This window comes from Flavisolibacter ginsengisoli DSM 18119 (assembly GCF_900129295.1).
Taxonomy (GTDB): Bacteria; Bacteroidota; Bacteroidia; order Chitinophagales; family Chitinophagaceae; genus Flavisolibacter; species Flavisolibacter ginsengisoli.
The window spans coordinates 242,818-256,899 of record NZ_FQUU01000003.1 but is presented as its reverse complement, the minus strand read 5'-3'; the positions used below and the strand labels follow the sequence as shown (position 1 = coordinate 256,899).

At 40.0% G+C, this 14,082-nt stretch carries 16 protein-coding genes; 6 read left to right on the top strand and 10 right to left on the bottom strand.

Annotated features, from left to right (window positions below; all coding sequences use genetic code 11):
- Positions 1-15: 15 nt before the first annotated feature.
- From BUA53_RS04985 to BUA53_RS04975, 3 genes are all read right to left on the bottom strand, one after another.
- Entirely contained in the window at positions 16-321 is a 306-nt protein-coding gene (locus BUA53_RS04985) for a winged helix-turn-helix domain-containing protein (RefSeq protein ID WP_072834148.1), read from the bottom strand.
- A 10-nt stretch (positions 322-331) separates the two neighbouring features.
- The gene (locus BUA53_RS04980; protein WP_072834147.1) at positions 332-976 is read right to left on the bottom strand and encodes a hypothetical protein; all 645 of its coding nucleotides are present in this window, start codon (positions 974-976) and stop codon (positions 332-334) included.
- 87 nt (positions 977-1,063) lie between these two features.
- Complete coding sequence (locus BUA53_RS04975; RefSeq protein ID WP_245793012.1) at positions 1,064-2,272, bottom strand: aspartate aminotransferase family protein; 1,209 nt, start codon at positions 2,270-2,272, stop codon at positions 1,064-1,066.
- A gap of 38 nt (positions 2,273-2,310) precedes the next feature.
- Between BUA53_RS04975 and BUA53_RS04970 the strand changes: the two genes are divergently transcribed.
- From BUA53_RS04970 to BUA53_RS04965, 3 genes are all read left to right on the top strand, one after another.
- The gene (locus tag BUA53_RS04970) at positions 2,311-2,850 is read left to right on the top strand and encodes a gamma carbonic anhydrase family protein (RefSeq protein ID WP_072834146.1); all 540 of its coding nucleotides are present in this window, start codon (positions 2,311-2,313) and stop codon (positions 2,848-2,850) included.
- 39 nt (positions 2,851-2,889) lie between these two features.
- Positions 2,890-3,054, top strand: coding sequence for a hypothetical protein (locus tag BUA53_RS21160; protein ID WP_175546017.1), 165 nt, complete (start codon positions 2,890-2,892; stop codon positions 3,052-3,054).
- Between the two features lie 98 nt (positions 3,055-3,152).
- Positions 3,153-3,485, top strand: a complete 333-nt coding sequence (locus BUA53_RS04965) for a hypothetical protein (RefSeq protein ID WP_072834145.1) — start codon at positions 3,153-3,155, stop codon at positions 3,483-3,485.
- A 132-nt stretch (positions 3,486-3,617) separates the two neighbouring features.
- On the opposite strand, the gene rsgA is transcribed toward BUA53_RS04965, so the two are convergent.
- From rsgA to BUA53_RS04940, 5 genes are read right to left on the bottom strand one after another with little or no spacing between them, the layout of a single operon-like run.
- Positions 3,618-4,544 (bottom strand): ribosome small subunit-dependent GTPase A, encoded by a 927-nt coding sequence (gene rsgA, locus BUA53_RS04960; RefSeq protein ID WP_072834144.1) that lies wholly within the window; start codon positions 4,542-4,544, stop codon positions 3,618-3,620.
- Positions 4,545-4,546: 2 nt separating this feature from the next.
- Positions 4,547-5,548, bottom strand: a complete 1,002-nt coding sequence (locus tag BUA53_RS04955) for a vWA domain-containing protein (protein ID WP_072834143.1) — start codon at positions 5,546-5,548, stop codon at positions 4,547-4,549.
- Entirely contained in the window at positions 5,538-6,398 is an 861-nt protein-coding gene (locus BUA53_RS04950; RefSeq protein ID WP_072834142.1) for a hypothetical protein, read from the bottom strand. Before BUA53_RS04950 ends, BUA53_RS04955 begins: the two co-directional genes overlap by 11 nt.
- Positions 6,398-7,270, bottom strand: a complete 873-nt coding sequence (locus BUA53_RS04945) for a DUF58 domain-containing protein (RefSeq protein WP_072834141.1) — start codon at positions 7,268-7,270, stop codon at positions 6,398-6,400. Before BUA53_RS04945 ends, BUA53_RS04950 begins: the two co-directional genes overlap by 1 nt.
- Before the next feature lie 23 nt (positions 7,271-7,293).
- Complete coding sequence (locus BUA53_RS04940; protein ID WP_072834140.1) at positions 7,294-8,295, bottom strand: AAA family ATPase; 1,002 nt, start codon at positions 8,293-8,295, stop codon at positions 7,294-7,296.
- A gap of 183 nt (positions 8,296-8,478) precedes the next feature.
- Between BUA53_RS04940 and BUA53_RS04935 the strand changes: the two genes are divergently transcribed.
- On the top strand, positions 8,479-8,934 hold the full coding sequence (locus BUA53_RS04935; RefSeq protein WP_072834139.1) for a lipocalin family protein: 456 nt from the start codon (positions 8,479-8,481) through the stop codon (positions 8,932-8,934).
- On the opposite strand, the gene BUA53_RS04930 is transcribed toward BUA53_RS04935, so the two are convergent.
- Complete coding sequence (locus BUA53_RS04930) at positions 8,935-10,737, bottom strand: NAD+ synthase (RefSeq protein WP_072834138.1); 1,803 nt, start codon at positions 10,735-10,737, stop codon at positions 8,935-8,937.
- 76 nt (positions 10,738-10,813) lie between these two features.
- Between BUA53_RS04930 and gldB the strand changes: the two genes are divergently transcribed.
- Positions 10,814-11,821 carry a gliding motility lipoprotein GldB gene (gldB, locus tag BUA53_RS04925; RefSeq protein WP_084079840.1) on the top strand — a complete coding sequence of 336 codons (1,008 nt, stop codon included), beginning with the start codon at positions 10,814-10,816 and terminating at the stop codon, positions 11,819-11,821.
- A gap of 123 nt (positions 11,822-11,944) precedes the next feature.
- Here the strand turns inward: gldB and apaG are convergent, their stop codons facing one another.
- Positions 11,945-12,331, bottom strand: a complete 387-nt coding sequence (gene apaG / locus BUA53_RS04920; RefSeq protein ID WP_072834137.1) for a Co2+/Mg2+ efflux protein ApaG — start codon at positions 12,329-12,331, stop codon at positions 11,945-11,947.
- Between the two features lie 212 nt (positions 12,332-12,543).
- Here apaG and BUA53_RS04915 point away from each other — a divergent pair, with 212 nt between their 5' ends.
- Positions 12,544-13,995, top strand: a complete 1,452-nt coding sequence (locus BUA53_RS04915; protein WP_072834136.1) for an NADP-dependent isocitrate dehydrogenase — start codon at positions 12,544-12,546, stop codon at positions 13,993-13,995.
- Positions 13,996-14,082: the final 87 nt, after the last annotated feature.

Genomic DNA, 14,082 nt, shown 5'->3' with positions numbered 1-14,082 from the left:
CAAGTACAAAAAAAATTATTTAAAGCCTTTGATCATTTTTTCCAATGCTTCAATATGTTCGTTAAACGATTTACTGCCTGTCTTTGTAATTGCATACGTTGTATTTGTTTTGCGCCCTATAAAACCTTTATGCACTTTTATCAGCTTACTTTCCTCCAGTGTTTGTAAATGCGTTGCCAGGTTGCCATCTGTAACCTCAAGCATCTGTTTCAGATCATTAAAGCTGACCTCTTCATTCACTGTCAGGATACTCATAACTCCCAACCGTATTCGGTTATCGAATATTTTATTTAAGCCTGATATGGGATTATTAACAGCCATAGCTTTATGTTTAATCTTCCGCTACTCTACTTCCTTCATATTTTCTCCACATGGCAAAGCCATATATAATATGCAGTATACCGAAACCAATTGCCCAAAAATATAAACCATAGTGAATAAACTGGGTACAAACCAGGCCAAGAACAATTTCAGAGATACCAAGGTATCGGATCTCGCTTAATGTGTACTTACCACCATTGACCAGCGCTAAACCATAAAAGATCAGGGAAGCAGGTGCAATAAAACGCCATTCATCATATTGCAGCATGGCCAGGATAAATAAACCACCGGCTACCAGGGGAATTGCTATGTTGAGTATGAGCATTTTAGCTGTGTGATCCCAAAGTGGCAGCCTGTCCTTGCCAGCTTTACGCCAGGTGAAATACAGGGCTGAAATAACAGCTACTATAAGAATGGCAATGGCGAGCAGAAGCAGATCTACCTGTAGCTGGTGAAGATCGAGATCATTGTTTCTTACATTATCTAGGTTATTGCGGTATTTACCTATCCATGTAAAAGCCAAATAAGAACCTATCAAAGCCCATACGCCAGCAGCTATCCCGCTAAGGCCACTCAAAGAAATGAACCGGCTGGAGCGTTTCATCATTCGCCGTATATCCTCCAGGGTATCCAGGTGTTGGTCTTTAACACTCATAAAAAGCACTTTGTAATTCAAAGTTGTAGTAAAGTTTTCATATTAACAAGTCCTCCTGAAAACTTTCTATAGTTATGTGATCAATAATCATGGATTATTTTCAATGGCTTCCAAAATAATGGCAGCGGACTGCCTTAACTCCTGCTCTGTAATAACAAGGGGCGGAGAAATGCGCAAACAATTGGAAGCAAACAAAAACCAGTCTGAAATGACACCTCTTTGGATACAATGATCAATAACTTTTTTGCAGGCATCAAAATCATTAAACTCAATAGCCATCCACAGGCCAAAAGACCTTACCGCTTTTATTTGGGGGTGTATTAGCAACGATGTAAACAGCGCTACCTTTTGTTTTACATCCCATTGCTGCCGTAGCAAAACCTCAAAGGCTGCTTTGCCTGCAGCACAGCATACAGGGTGGCCACCAAAGGTGGTTATATGGCCCAACACCGGGTTATCAGTAAAATGATCCATTAAAGATTTATCAGCAATGAAAGCACCCAGGGGCATACCCCCTCCTAATGCCTTTCCTAAAAGTAAAATATCCGGAATTACATCAAAATTTTCAAATCCCCAGAGTTTACCAGTACGGCCAAAACCTGCCTGGATCTCATCCAGGATAAAGAGAGCGCCTACTTCCTTACAGCGATCATGCACGGCCCTTAACCAGTTATTTTCGGGGACAATCACACCAGCTTCCCCTTGCACAGTTTCTGCTATAACACAGGCAGTTCTTTCTGTAATGAATTGCAGATCCTTAAATGAGTTGTAATTCAGATGATTTATTCCTGGCAACAATGGCCGGTAGGCATTGCGCCAATATTCACTTCCTATCAGACTAAGGGCACCCTGGGTAGAGCCATGGTAGGAATTGACAAAACCCACAATTTCAGTCCTGCCTGTTATTCTTTTTGCAAGTTTCATTGCCCCTTCCACGGCTTCAGCACCTGAATTGGTAAAATAAACAGAGTTTAAAGATGGTGGCAGGTGTTGCGTAAGTAATTGTGCATACCGAACCTGTGGACTTTGCACAAATTCACCATATACCATAACATGCATGTAGGCATCAACCTGGTCTTTTATAGCTTTTACTACTGCAGGATGCCTATGCCCGGTATTGGCAACACTGATCCCTCCTATAAGATCAAGGTAAGTTTTTCCTGAGGCATCAAATAATTCACAACCCTCTGCTTTAACTATCTCAAGGGCCAGGGGAGCGGTTGAAGTTTGAGCCACATGTTGAAGAAATAACTGCCTCAGGTTCATATGAAGCAAAAATCGTAAATCTGCATTCATAATCCGCCTGGAATAAACAGAAATAAAAATTCATTTATATGGCTCTTGTATTACCAGTTGAAGACAAGTTTCCCACATGGGGCGATAATTGTTTCATTGCTCCCAATGCCACTATTGTAGGAGATGTTGCCATGGGTGACGAATGCAGTATATGGTTCAATGCCGTGTTGCGGGGCGATGTGAATAGTATTCGGATTGGTAACAGGGTAAACATCCAGGATGGTGCGGTTATACACTGCACCTATAAAAAGACTAAAGCCATCTTAGGTAATAATGTTTCTGTTGGACATAATGCCATTGTTCATGGTTGCACCATCCATGATAATGTATTAATAGGCATGGGGTCTATTGTTATGGATAATGCCCTGGTCCATAGTAACACCATTATAGCCGCAGGAGCAGTGGTGCTGGAAGGTACTGTATGCGAAGCGGGGGCAGTGTATGCAGGGGTTCCGGCCAAAAAAGTTAAAGACATTTCACCAGAAAAGGTTGAAGGTGAGATCAATAGAATAGCAAAGAATTACCTGGGCTATTCCAAATGGTTTGAAAATGTTAATGAAGCCGGCAAACACTTTTAATCCTGCTTTTTTCGTTTTATCTTTAGTAAAACAGTATCGATGAAAACGATTCGCTATATAATTATTCTTTGTTCAATTGCCCTGGTCACTTCCTGTTCGGTCTTCAACAAACCAAAATATGGTTGCGGAACAAATGGAAAGAATGTAGGAGCTGAGAAGGTTTTGGATGGAACTGCCCCTAAAGCAAAAAAATTCAAGGCATAACAATAGCATAATGCAGCTTATCGGTAAATACGGTTGTCTTTAAAGTAGTTTTACTGAAAATGATGACTTCGTATTTTTACTAATTTAAAACAGGTATTATGAGCCTTACCCTACGAACCACACTTGGTTGCACAGAAGCCGTAATTGATGATGATGGCGGCCTGAAACGCTTTTACCAGATAGCTAACATCCTGAGTGATGATCTTCAGCTAAACTTTACAAACAAAGAAGACGATTTTGATGCCATCAGCTGGGATTTCCATCTTGGGCAACATGAATTGACGCTTCAGTACAGCATTTACAATGGCATTTCTGTTTTCCCAACTAAAACCAAGGATGCACGCAAAAGAGACAATAAAGCTGTTGTTGAATTAGCGAATGTTTTAGAAGGTAAACTAATGAACCTTGACATGAGGCGTGGTGCTGCCTAAAGTTTGAAGAGTATAATAACCGATTGCTATCTATTAAGATTATTCATGGGCTATCTCCAAAATAGATAGCCTCTTTTTTTTGCTATAGTTCACGTTTAGGGAAGTCCTGGTATTAAAATAATTCAAAACAGCTTACCAGTTTTTCTCATCGAGAGACTCCAGAATATTGTAATAACTGACATAGCGGTCTTCATCTATTTCACCATTTATCACCGCTTCTTTAATAGCGCATCCGGGCTCATTTACATGAAGGCAATTATTGAACTGGCATTCATTGAGCCGTTGCCGCATTTCCGGAAAATATCCTGAAAGTTCACCCTTCTCCACTCCTATGATTCCAAACTCCTTCATACCAGGGGTATCAATGATCCGGCCTCCATAGGCGAGGTCATACATCTCTGCAAAAGTGGTTGTATGTTGTCCCTTACCGCTCCAGCCGCTTACATCCTGGGTCTTGATCTTACTGCCAGGATGCACAGTATTTATAAATGTTGATTTACCTACACCACTATGCCCGCTAACAAGCGTGATCTTACCCTGAAGAATAGACTTTATTTCTTCAAATCCAGTACCCTCTTTTATACTTGCACCAAGAACAGTGTAGCCAATATTTTCATATACGCGCTTCATGCGATGATAAATTGCCATCTCCTTTTCTTTATAGAGGTCAAGCTTATTGAAAAGGATGATTGCTTTCACATGATACATTTCGCAGGCTACCAGGAAGCGGTCAATAAAACCCTGGGAAGTACGTGGTTCTTTAATAGTAGCAATTAATAAAGATTGATCCAAATTGGCAGCCACGATGTGTTGCTGGCTTTTTATTTTAGGCGATTGCCGGTTGATGTAGTTCGTACGGTCGTGTATCTTGTTGATAATGACAGACCCTTCCTTTTCATTCTCCAGTTCAAAATCCACTATGTCACCGACAGCAATAGGATTAGTTGATGTGATGCCATCCAGTTTCATTACCCCTTTGATGCGGGCATTCCAAAACTTCTCAGATGCATCTTTTACCTGGTACCAACTTCCTGTAGATTTATAAACAACACCTGTCATGATTAAGGAAAAGTACGCAATAATGTATATCTCAAAATTAATTCCAGCGCAAGGAAAAACAGTGCGGCCAATAAGAATACAGTGAACTCTTCCTGGAACTTCTCTTTGGTTACCACTTCCACATCAGTTTTTTCCATTTTATCGATCTGGTTATATATAGCATGAAGGCTTTCTTCATCAGTTGCCCTAAAATACAAACCACCTGTTTGCGTGGCGATACGTTTTAATAAGGCTTCATCAAGAAAGGCACTGCCTTCAGATTTCCTTACCCCTTTCTCCTGCACACTGGTACCACCTAATGCACCCATTCCAATAGTGTAAACCTTTACACCTTTAGCTTTGGCAATTTCCAATGCAGTTATAGGATCAATAATACGTGTTTCAGGAGGTTGTTCATTTCCATCAGTCAACAAAATAATGATCTTACTCTTTGCCTTACTGGAGGAAAGCCTTTCAACTGACTTAGCCAATCCTTCACCTATTACGGTTCCATCTTCCAGCATACCAGACTGAATGCCCTGTATCTGTTGCAACAGGCTTTCATGATCCGTTGAAAGAGGAAACTGTGTGAAGCTTTCTCCTGCAAATATGACAAGGCCTATCTGGTCAACAGGGCGACCTTTTACAAACTCCGCAGCCATTTGCCTTGATACAGCCAATCTATTAGGCAAAAAATCTTTTGATAACATACTTCCACTGACATCCATACAAAGAATAATGTCAATTCCCTCGCCTTTTGTACGGCTTTGCACATTGCGGATCTGCGGTCTTGCCAACGCTGTAATAATACAACCAAGTGCCAGCAACCTTAACCAGAATGGCAAATGCAGGGTGCTGTTTCTTAAAGTACGGGAAGTAAAAGCCCTGGCATTGGAAACAATAAATGTTGACTTGGCAGCGGCCTGCGTACGAAAATGAAGAAAAGCCAATACAGGTAAGATACCCAGGAAAGGAAGCACCCAGATATTGGCAAAAACAAGATATTGGAACCAATTATACAGCATTGCTAGAATTCTCTATGGAAATGATATTTTTTTTAATGACTTCTATGGCTTGTTCATTCTCAGTGAGCATAGGCTGATACCTGGCAAATTTGACCATATCGCTTCTTTGCAACACCTGTATCAACTGATCACTGCCATTTAATCTTAACTCACCTAACTGTCTTGCCAGGTCATCAGTAGTTTTTGAAAATGAATGAATATCCTTTTTTTGAAGCAGGTAATTCCTGAATATATCTATCAGCGATGTATACAATATTTTAGGCTCATCCGATGAGCGAAGTTTTCCGATTAGCTCCATTGAAACCTTGAAGGGATCTTCTGCTGGCTTTACTACTTTTTCCTTCTTTTCATTGGATGGAGGGAAGAATAACATAAACAAAGCAATAAGTACGGCAACACCAAGAAGGTACCAGTACCAATTAGATTCTATGGGAGAGGGAACGTCTATTATATCCTTTATATCATGATAGGGTTGGTTAGCCTCCATTGGACTATATTCCACCGACATCGGTATAGCCTTTGTTTTTGAATGCCCAAAGACCACAGGAGGAATCATCCATCGACCGCTATCCCAGCTGGTGAGTGTTATTGTTTGTTGAAGCAATAAACCCATGCTTGTTTGCTGTGTATCTATTTTTGACCTGGTTAAAACCTCGAAATGAGGCAAGGTATCTACCACAGGCCATGGAAATTTAATATTTCCTGGAAGTACCGCTTTTAAATAAACCTGTACCTGCTCACCAATTAAAATCTTCTGTTTATCTACCGTGGCAGAAACAGGCGTAGTTTGAGAAACTGCAACTGCAACAAAAATGGTCAGATGGATTATCAGGAGGATTAATTTCTTCATTACTTGTTTCTGCTAATAAAAAATCGCTGCAATATTTTCACATAGTCCTCATCTGTTCTTACATGCAGTAGGTCGCAGCCTGCTTTCCTGAATACTTCATTGGAATAATCGGTGATCCTGAAAAAATCCTTCTCGTATTCATAGCGAACCAGTTTGCTTTCCGAGTCTACCCATTTTTGTTCACCTGTTTCGGCATCTTCAACGCGCAACAATCCCAATTTTGGCAGGGTACGATCCATTTTATCGTAGATCTTAATGCCAATGATATCATGCTTATTTCCCGCAACTCTTAAAGCATCCTGGTAACCAGTATCAATGAAATCGCTTAAAATAAAAGCAATGCTCTTTTGACGCGTGGTATTATTGAAGAAACGAAGGGCAGTGTTCAGTTGTGTTTTCTTTTGGCCAGACTGAACCGACAGCAGTTCTCTTACAATAAATAGTGCGTGTTGCTTACCTTTTTTAGGTGGTATGTACTTTTCAATCTTATCGCTGTAAAATATTACCCCAATTTTATCATGGTTATTTACAGCGGAGAATGCTATAACCGCAGCTATTTCTGTTGCAATATCCTTTTTTGACGCTATGATAGTTCCAAATAAAGAACTTGCACTTACATCCACCAGGAGCATAACCGTAAGTTCTCTTTCTTCTTCAAATACTTTACTGAAAGGATGACCAAACCTGGCAGATACATTCCAGTCAATAAACCTTATATCATCCCCTGCTGAATATTCCCTGACCTCTTTGAATGACATACCCCTGCCTTTAAAGGCACTATGGTATTCGCCTGTGAACAGGTCAGTGGTGAGCTTCTTACTTTTAATTTCAAGAGCCCGCACCTTTCTTAATATTTCCGCCGTTGTTAACATGAACTAGGTTTACTGCTTCCTTATTATGGAAGATTTATTTTTTGAATGATCTGGTCCAGTATCTCAAGTATGGAAACATTTTCTGCTTCAGCTTCGTAAGTAAGACCTATCCTATGACGCAATACATCATTACAAATGCTTCTCACATCTTCCGGTATCACATAACCGCGTTTATTCAGGAATGCCTGCGCCTTGGCTGCCACCGCAAGGTTGATACTTCCCCTTGGAGAAGAACCATATGAAATGAGCGGCTTCAGGTTATCCAGTTTATATTCTCCAGGATTTCTTGTGGCAAATACAATATCAAGAATATATTGTTCCACTTTCTCATCCATATACACATCCCTCACCATTTGGCGTGCCGTTAATATCTCACTCACAGAAACAACCTGGTTTACTGTAGGATAGCCCAATCCCTGCACATTCTGCCTTATGATCAATTGTTCTTCCTGGCGGGTAGGATATCCAACCACTACTTTCATTAAAAAACGGTCTACCTGGGCCTCAGGCAAAGGGTAAGTACCTTCCTGCTCCAGGGGGTTTTGAGTGGCCAACACCAGGAAAGGCTCATCCAGCTTATAGGTTGTATCACCAATAGTCACCTGGCGTTCCTGCATGGCTTCCAGCAAGGCACTTTGCACTTTGGCAGGAGCCCTGTTGATCTCATCCGCCAATATAAAATTGGCAAAAATGGGACCTTTCCTTACTATAAATTCATTACGCTGCTGGTTATAGATCATAGTACCAATAACATCGGCAGGCAACAAATCCGGGGTGAACTGTATCCTGCTGAAATGAGCATGAATAGCCTGGGATAATGATTTTATGGTAAGTGTCTTTGCCAATCCGGGCACACCCTCCAAAAGCACGTGACCATTACTTAGCAAACCGATCAACAAACGGTCAAGCATGTACGATTGACCTATGATCACTTTACCAACCTCATTTCTAAGAGTGTCTATAAATCTTCCAGAATAGCTAATCCGTTCATTTAGTTGCCGGATATCATCCGCGGTTTTTATCATAGTCAAGGTTTAGATCATTTATTTACGAACTGAGCTTTAGCAAATAATTTGCCGCAAAGCTAAAAATCCTACTTTTTAACCAATAATAGTATCAAAAGATCGTTTATCGAAGTTATCACAGGTAAGTTTACTAATGCCTTTTAAAGTTTTACTGCATTTATCTTTACCTATAAAATTCACTTTATGAAATTTTGCATCCTTACCATTAGCTTTTCAATTTTTTTATTTTCCTGCAAAAAAGATAATACAACAACTGCCACAAAAACAGATCTTATTACTAAATCTGCCTGGAAATACCAGGATGCCGGCGCTGATATGGATAAAAATGGAACCATTGACCTAAGTATTTCATCGCAATTACAGGATTGTGAAAAAGACAATACGCTAACATTGCGTGCTGATGGAACCGGTACCCTTGATGAAGGATCTACCAAATGTGATCCCTCAGATCCGCAAAGCTCAAATGTTAATTGGAACTTCTCCAATAATGAATCCTTTTTGAATTTTACAGGAGCCGGCATATTAGGTATAAGTGGCCAGTTTAAGATTGTTTCCCTTAACGAAACGACCTTATCTTTTTCAAAAGATACCACGTTGAATGGAACCGCAATTTCTTTGCTAATTAAACTACAGCATTGATCAGGAAAGATATTTAGCTACAATAGGTAACCTTCGGCCTACTCCAAAGGCCTTGGAGCTTACCCTTATTATAGGACAGAACTGATTCCGCTTGTATTCATTCATATTGACCAGCCGCAATACCCTTTTCACAAGTGTAGGGTCAAATCCTTGCGCAATGATCTCTTTAGGACCTTGTCTTAGTTCTATATATTGAAATAAAAGCCTGTCAAGGATCTCATAATCAGGGAGACTGTCACTATCCTTTTGATTAGGCCTAAGTTCGGCTGAAGGCGCTTTTTCCAGGATGTTCCGGGGAATAATCTCCTGTTTTATATTAATGTACCTGGCAAGCGCATATACCTGCATTTTATAAAGATCTCCCAATACACTCAATCCTCCTGCCATATCACCGTAGAGAGTGCCATAACCGGTAGCCAGTTCACTTTTGTTGGATGTATTGAGCAGGATATATCCAAACTTGTTGGCAACAGCCATCAGGAGGTTACCTCTTACACGGCTTTGAATATTTTCCTCTGCTACACTAAAGGGCAGGTCTTTGAAGATAGGTTTCAGAGTAGAAAGGAAACCCTGGTATACATCTTTTATCGGAATGATATTATAACGGTTGCCCAGGTTCAGACATAACTTCTCAGCATCACTAACCGAATGGCTAGAAGAATATTCCGAAGGCATGAGTAATACATGTACATTTTCTTTTCCCAGCGCCTCTACAGCCAATGCCTGCACTACCGCACTATCGATGCCACCGCTGGCTCCCAGTGTGGCCATTGTGAAACCCATTTTAGTAAAATAATCACGAATACCCAGGACAAGGGCATCATGTATCTCCTGGATGTTTTTATCATCCGTAAGATATTTCAAGGTATCCATATCCCTTCCCACTTCGCTGGCAGAATAATAATATTTTCCTTCCCAGGTACTCTCTTTTTCACTGGATAAAAAAACATCATCCTTGTTAATCCCGGTGTCCTTATTTATCGTTACCGCCTCCGCCAAATCAGCAGAATTGGTTATTTGTGAGGTTTGCTTCTTTTGCTCTGAAAGTATCTCCAGGTCGAAAATGGCATAATCTTCCTGGAAGTATTTCATCTCTTTTACCAGGTTGCCATTAATATCATAGATTAAACTGCCACCATCAAAGACTACTTCTGTTTGTGATCCTACAGTATTACAGTATAGCATAGGCAAACCATACTTCAGGGTATGAGCTTTCATAATACTTCTGCGCACCACATCTGCTGCATAATTGTAAGGGGAAGCTGAAAGATTCAACATTACATCAGGTTGCTCCTTTATAAGTATCTCCATTGGCGTTACCCGGTAAAGTGGGTTATCTCCAAGGTTCCAAATATCCTCGCAAATGGTCACTGCCAGCTTCTTTCCTTTAAATTCAATGCATTTCCATTCAAAAGCAGGCTCAAAATACCGGTTCTCATCAAAAACATCATATGTAGGCAAAAGCGTTTTATGGATCTCGGCCTTGATCTCTTTTTCATACAATAGGTAGGCTGCATTAAACAGGTCCTTGCCTGCTTTTAAGGAATTGCGTGCAGGGCTGCCAATCAAAACACCAATTGTGTCTGCATGCTCTTTTATAATATCAATTGTTTTATAACATTCATTGATAAAATCTTCAAACTCTAAGAAATCCCGGGGAGGATAGCCGCAGATACATAGTTCAGAAAACAACACCAGGTCTGCCTCTTCCTTTTTTGCTTGCTCTATTGCCTTTATAATTTTTATAGCATTTGCTTCAAAATTTCCAATATGATAGTTTTGCTGGGCTAAGAAAATCTTCATCTTCGTTAATTATTCAATTGTATCAATAGTAAATCAAAGTTCTGTAATAAATTATTAAACCAGCCGTTTAACCGCCATGCGAACATTAACACTAGTATTCCTTTCCTTTATACTCTTTGCCTGCCACCATCCAAATGATAAACCAGACGTTTCCGGTATACCTGTAAAATTTACAATCACAAGGTTTGAACGCGACTTTTTTAAAATAGATACAAACAATCTAGCTCAAGGACTTGCAGATGTAAATAAGCAATACCCTCAATTTTTCCCTTTTTATATCCAGGAAATATTAAAGGTCCGAGATTTTGGCCCATCATCCTATCCTGTTATAAGGTCTGTATTATCCGGTTATCATGGCATTAATGATTCAATACAAAATAAGTACAAGGATCTTGATTGGTTAAAGGATGAACTCACCACCAGCTTCAAGTACACCAAATACTACTACCCGGATTATAAAGTACCTAACATTATTACATTCATTGGCAGTTTTGATGCACCAGGAGTGGTGCTTACGCCTCAATACCTTGGGATTGGATTACACCAGTTTGCAGGAAAAAACTTCTCTGTTTATAAAGACCCGCAACTGGTGGAAATATATCCTGATTATATTTCCCGGCGTTTCGACAAAGAATACATAGCTCCTAATTGTATGAAAGCCATAGTTGATGACATATATCCTGACAGCAGCGTTGGTAGAACACTGATCGATCAAATGATCATTAAAGGCAAACAGTGGTATTTACTTGACCATTTTTTACCAGGTACAGCAGACAGTTTGAAAACCGGTTTTACAGCCAAACAATTGGATTGGGTCAATAGGAACGAAGGAAATATATGGGGCTATATCACTACAAATACGGATATCTACACTATAGATCCATCAGTAATACAGGATTATATTGGCGAAGGGCCATTTACACGAGGTATGCCCGAAGGTGCTTCGCCCGGAAATATAGGTCAATGGGTAGGATGGCAGATCGTAAAGAAATTTGCTGACAAAAACCCTAACCTGTCTATTCCACAGGTTATGGCAACCTCTGCTACCAACATTTTTCAGGAGGCAAAGTATAAACCAAAATAAAATAATCAAACTAAGCTTCACCACTAATCAAGCATAAAAAAAGAGCCTTCCTTTCGGAAGACTCTAGCTCTATAGGTAGAAATCCATTTAAAATATTTTAAATTGTAAGAAGCCGTAAATGATTTAATTGTATTTAAACGGGGTGATCATATCAAAAGCAGGAATACTTACATCGAAAATCTCTTTATTATGAATGTTTTCCATCTGGTAAGTTCCGTGCATACGGCCTATTTCCGTATGTAAATTACAGCCGCTTACATATTGGTATTCTTCACCGCTACTAATGACGGGCTGCATTCCCACTACGCCTTCTCCTTCTACTTCCCTGTAACTTCCATCGCTGTCGAAGATATGCCAGTGACGACTGTGCAGCTTCACTGGAAATGAATTGTGGTTTTCTATGGTTATCCGGTAAGCAAACATAAACTCTGATTGCATGGGATTGGAATAATCCTGCTGATAGAATGTTTCCACGCTAACCTTAACACCTTCCGAAATCATGCTTATCATACAATAGATTTTGGTAAATGTAAAACAAAGTTGTTGCCACAAATTATAAAGGAATTAATTGGAGTAAAACTTTCTACAAGAACTATTTTTGCGGCACTAAAACCTCAGAATATTGTCCTTCAATCACTTGTTTACAATCATCTTTTAAAGAGAATTATGACAGGAGATATGGGCAAGGATTCTATAGTCACCTGAAAATAAATTGATTATATATGAAAATAGCAGTAGCAAAAGGCGATGGGATAGGTCCGGAAATAATGGATGCAGTTTTAAAGATTTTTGAGGCAGCCAATGTCGGGTTAAAATATGAATATGTGGAAATGGGTAAATGGGTATTCGATAAAGGGTATTCTAATGGGATGACACCGGAAGCTCAACAGACCATTGAAAGCCTGGGCATACTCTTTAAAGGTCCCATGGAAACACCCAAGGGAAAAGGCGTGAAAAGCGTAAATGTTACTGCTCGTAAAACATGGAATACCTATGCAAATAAAAGGGTTTTCCAAACTCTTCATGGAGTAGATACAGTTTTTAGCAAAGCCGGGATACCTATTGATGTTACTATAGTAAGAGAGAATATAGAAGATACCTACGGAGGTATTGAACATATGCTTACGCATGATGTAGCACTCAGCAGGCGGTTTATTACAAGGCCAGGCAGCATGCAGGTTATCAGGTATGCATTTGAAATGGCCAGGCAAAAAAAAGCCAGACGTATTACCTGCGGCCATAAAGCCAACATTATGAAGCTGACAGATGGCTTATTCCTGGAATGCTTTTATGAAGTTGCCAAAGAGTTTCCAGATCTGAAAGCAGATGATAAAATCGTAGATGACCTGGCCATGCAACTTGTTATAAAACCTGACCAATATGATGTTATTGTTATGACCAACCTGCAGGGTGATATCATTTCAGACCTTTGTGCGGGTTTAATAGGGGGACTAGGCTTCGCACCTTCTGCAAATATTGGGGACCATATTTCGATATTTGAAGCTGTACACGGAACTGCACCAGATATTGCAGGGAAAAATATTGCAAACCCTACTGCCCTCCTTTTAAGTGGTTTGGCTATGTTACGTCACCTGGGATTAACGGAAGATGCTGCCATTATCGAAAATGCTCTTTTATATACATTGGAGCAGGGTATTCACACTGGCGACTTTGGAGATAAGTCCATCCCGGCAAGTAATACCACCCAGTTTGCAGAGGCCATAATTTCCAATTTCGGAAAGACACCAAAGATCGGTGCCAAAACATTACATATTAATGAACCAGAAACACCAGCGGTATGCCACCTGGAGCGTAATGCAATGATGGTTTCTAAAGAGATAGAGAATGAAAAAATAGTAGGTGTTGATTTCTTTATAGAAAGCGTAGAACAACCCAATACCATTGCTGATAAATGCGTGCATCATGGGGGGCTTAAATTTAAACTGATCAGTATCAGTAACAGGGGTACGCAGGTATGGCCAACAGGTTCCAAGTTTACAAACCTGGTGAATCAATACAACCTACGTTTTGAAGCTATAAACGAACAGGCACTTACCCAGCAGGATATCATTGGTTTATATGTGAGCCTTAGTGCTGATTTTAAAATATGTTCCCTTGAACTACTGAATATGTGGGGAGGCAAAAAAGCTTATAGCCTGGCACAGGGACAATAAATTACAGCATTGGCAGAATTAATTTTACTTTTGTGGCATAGCCGCCAGGCTGCGTTTACCCTTAACTGAAATCCTTCCTCTGAAAGA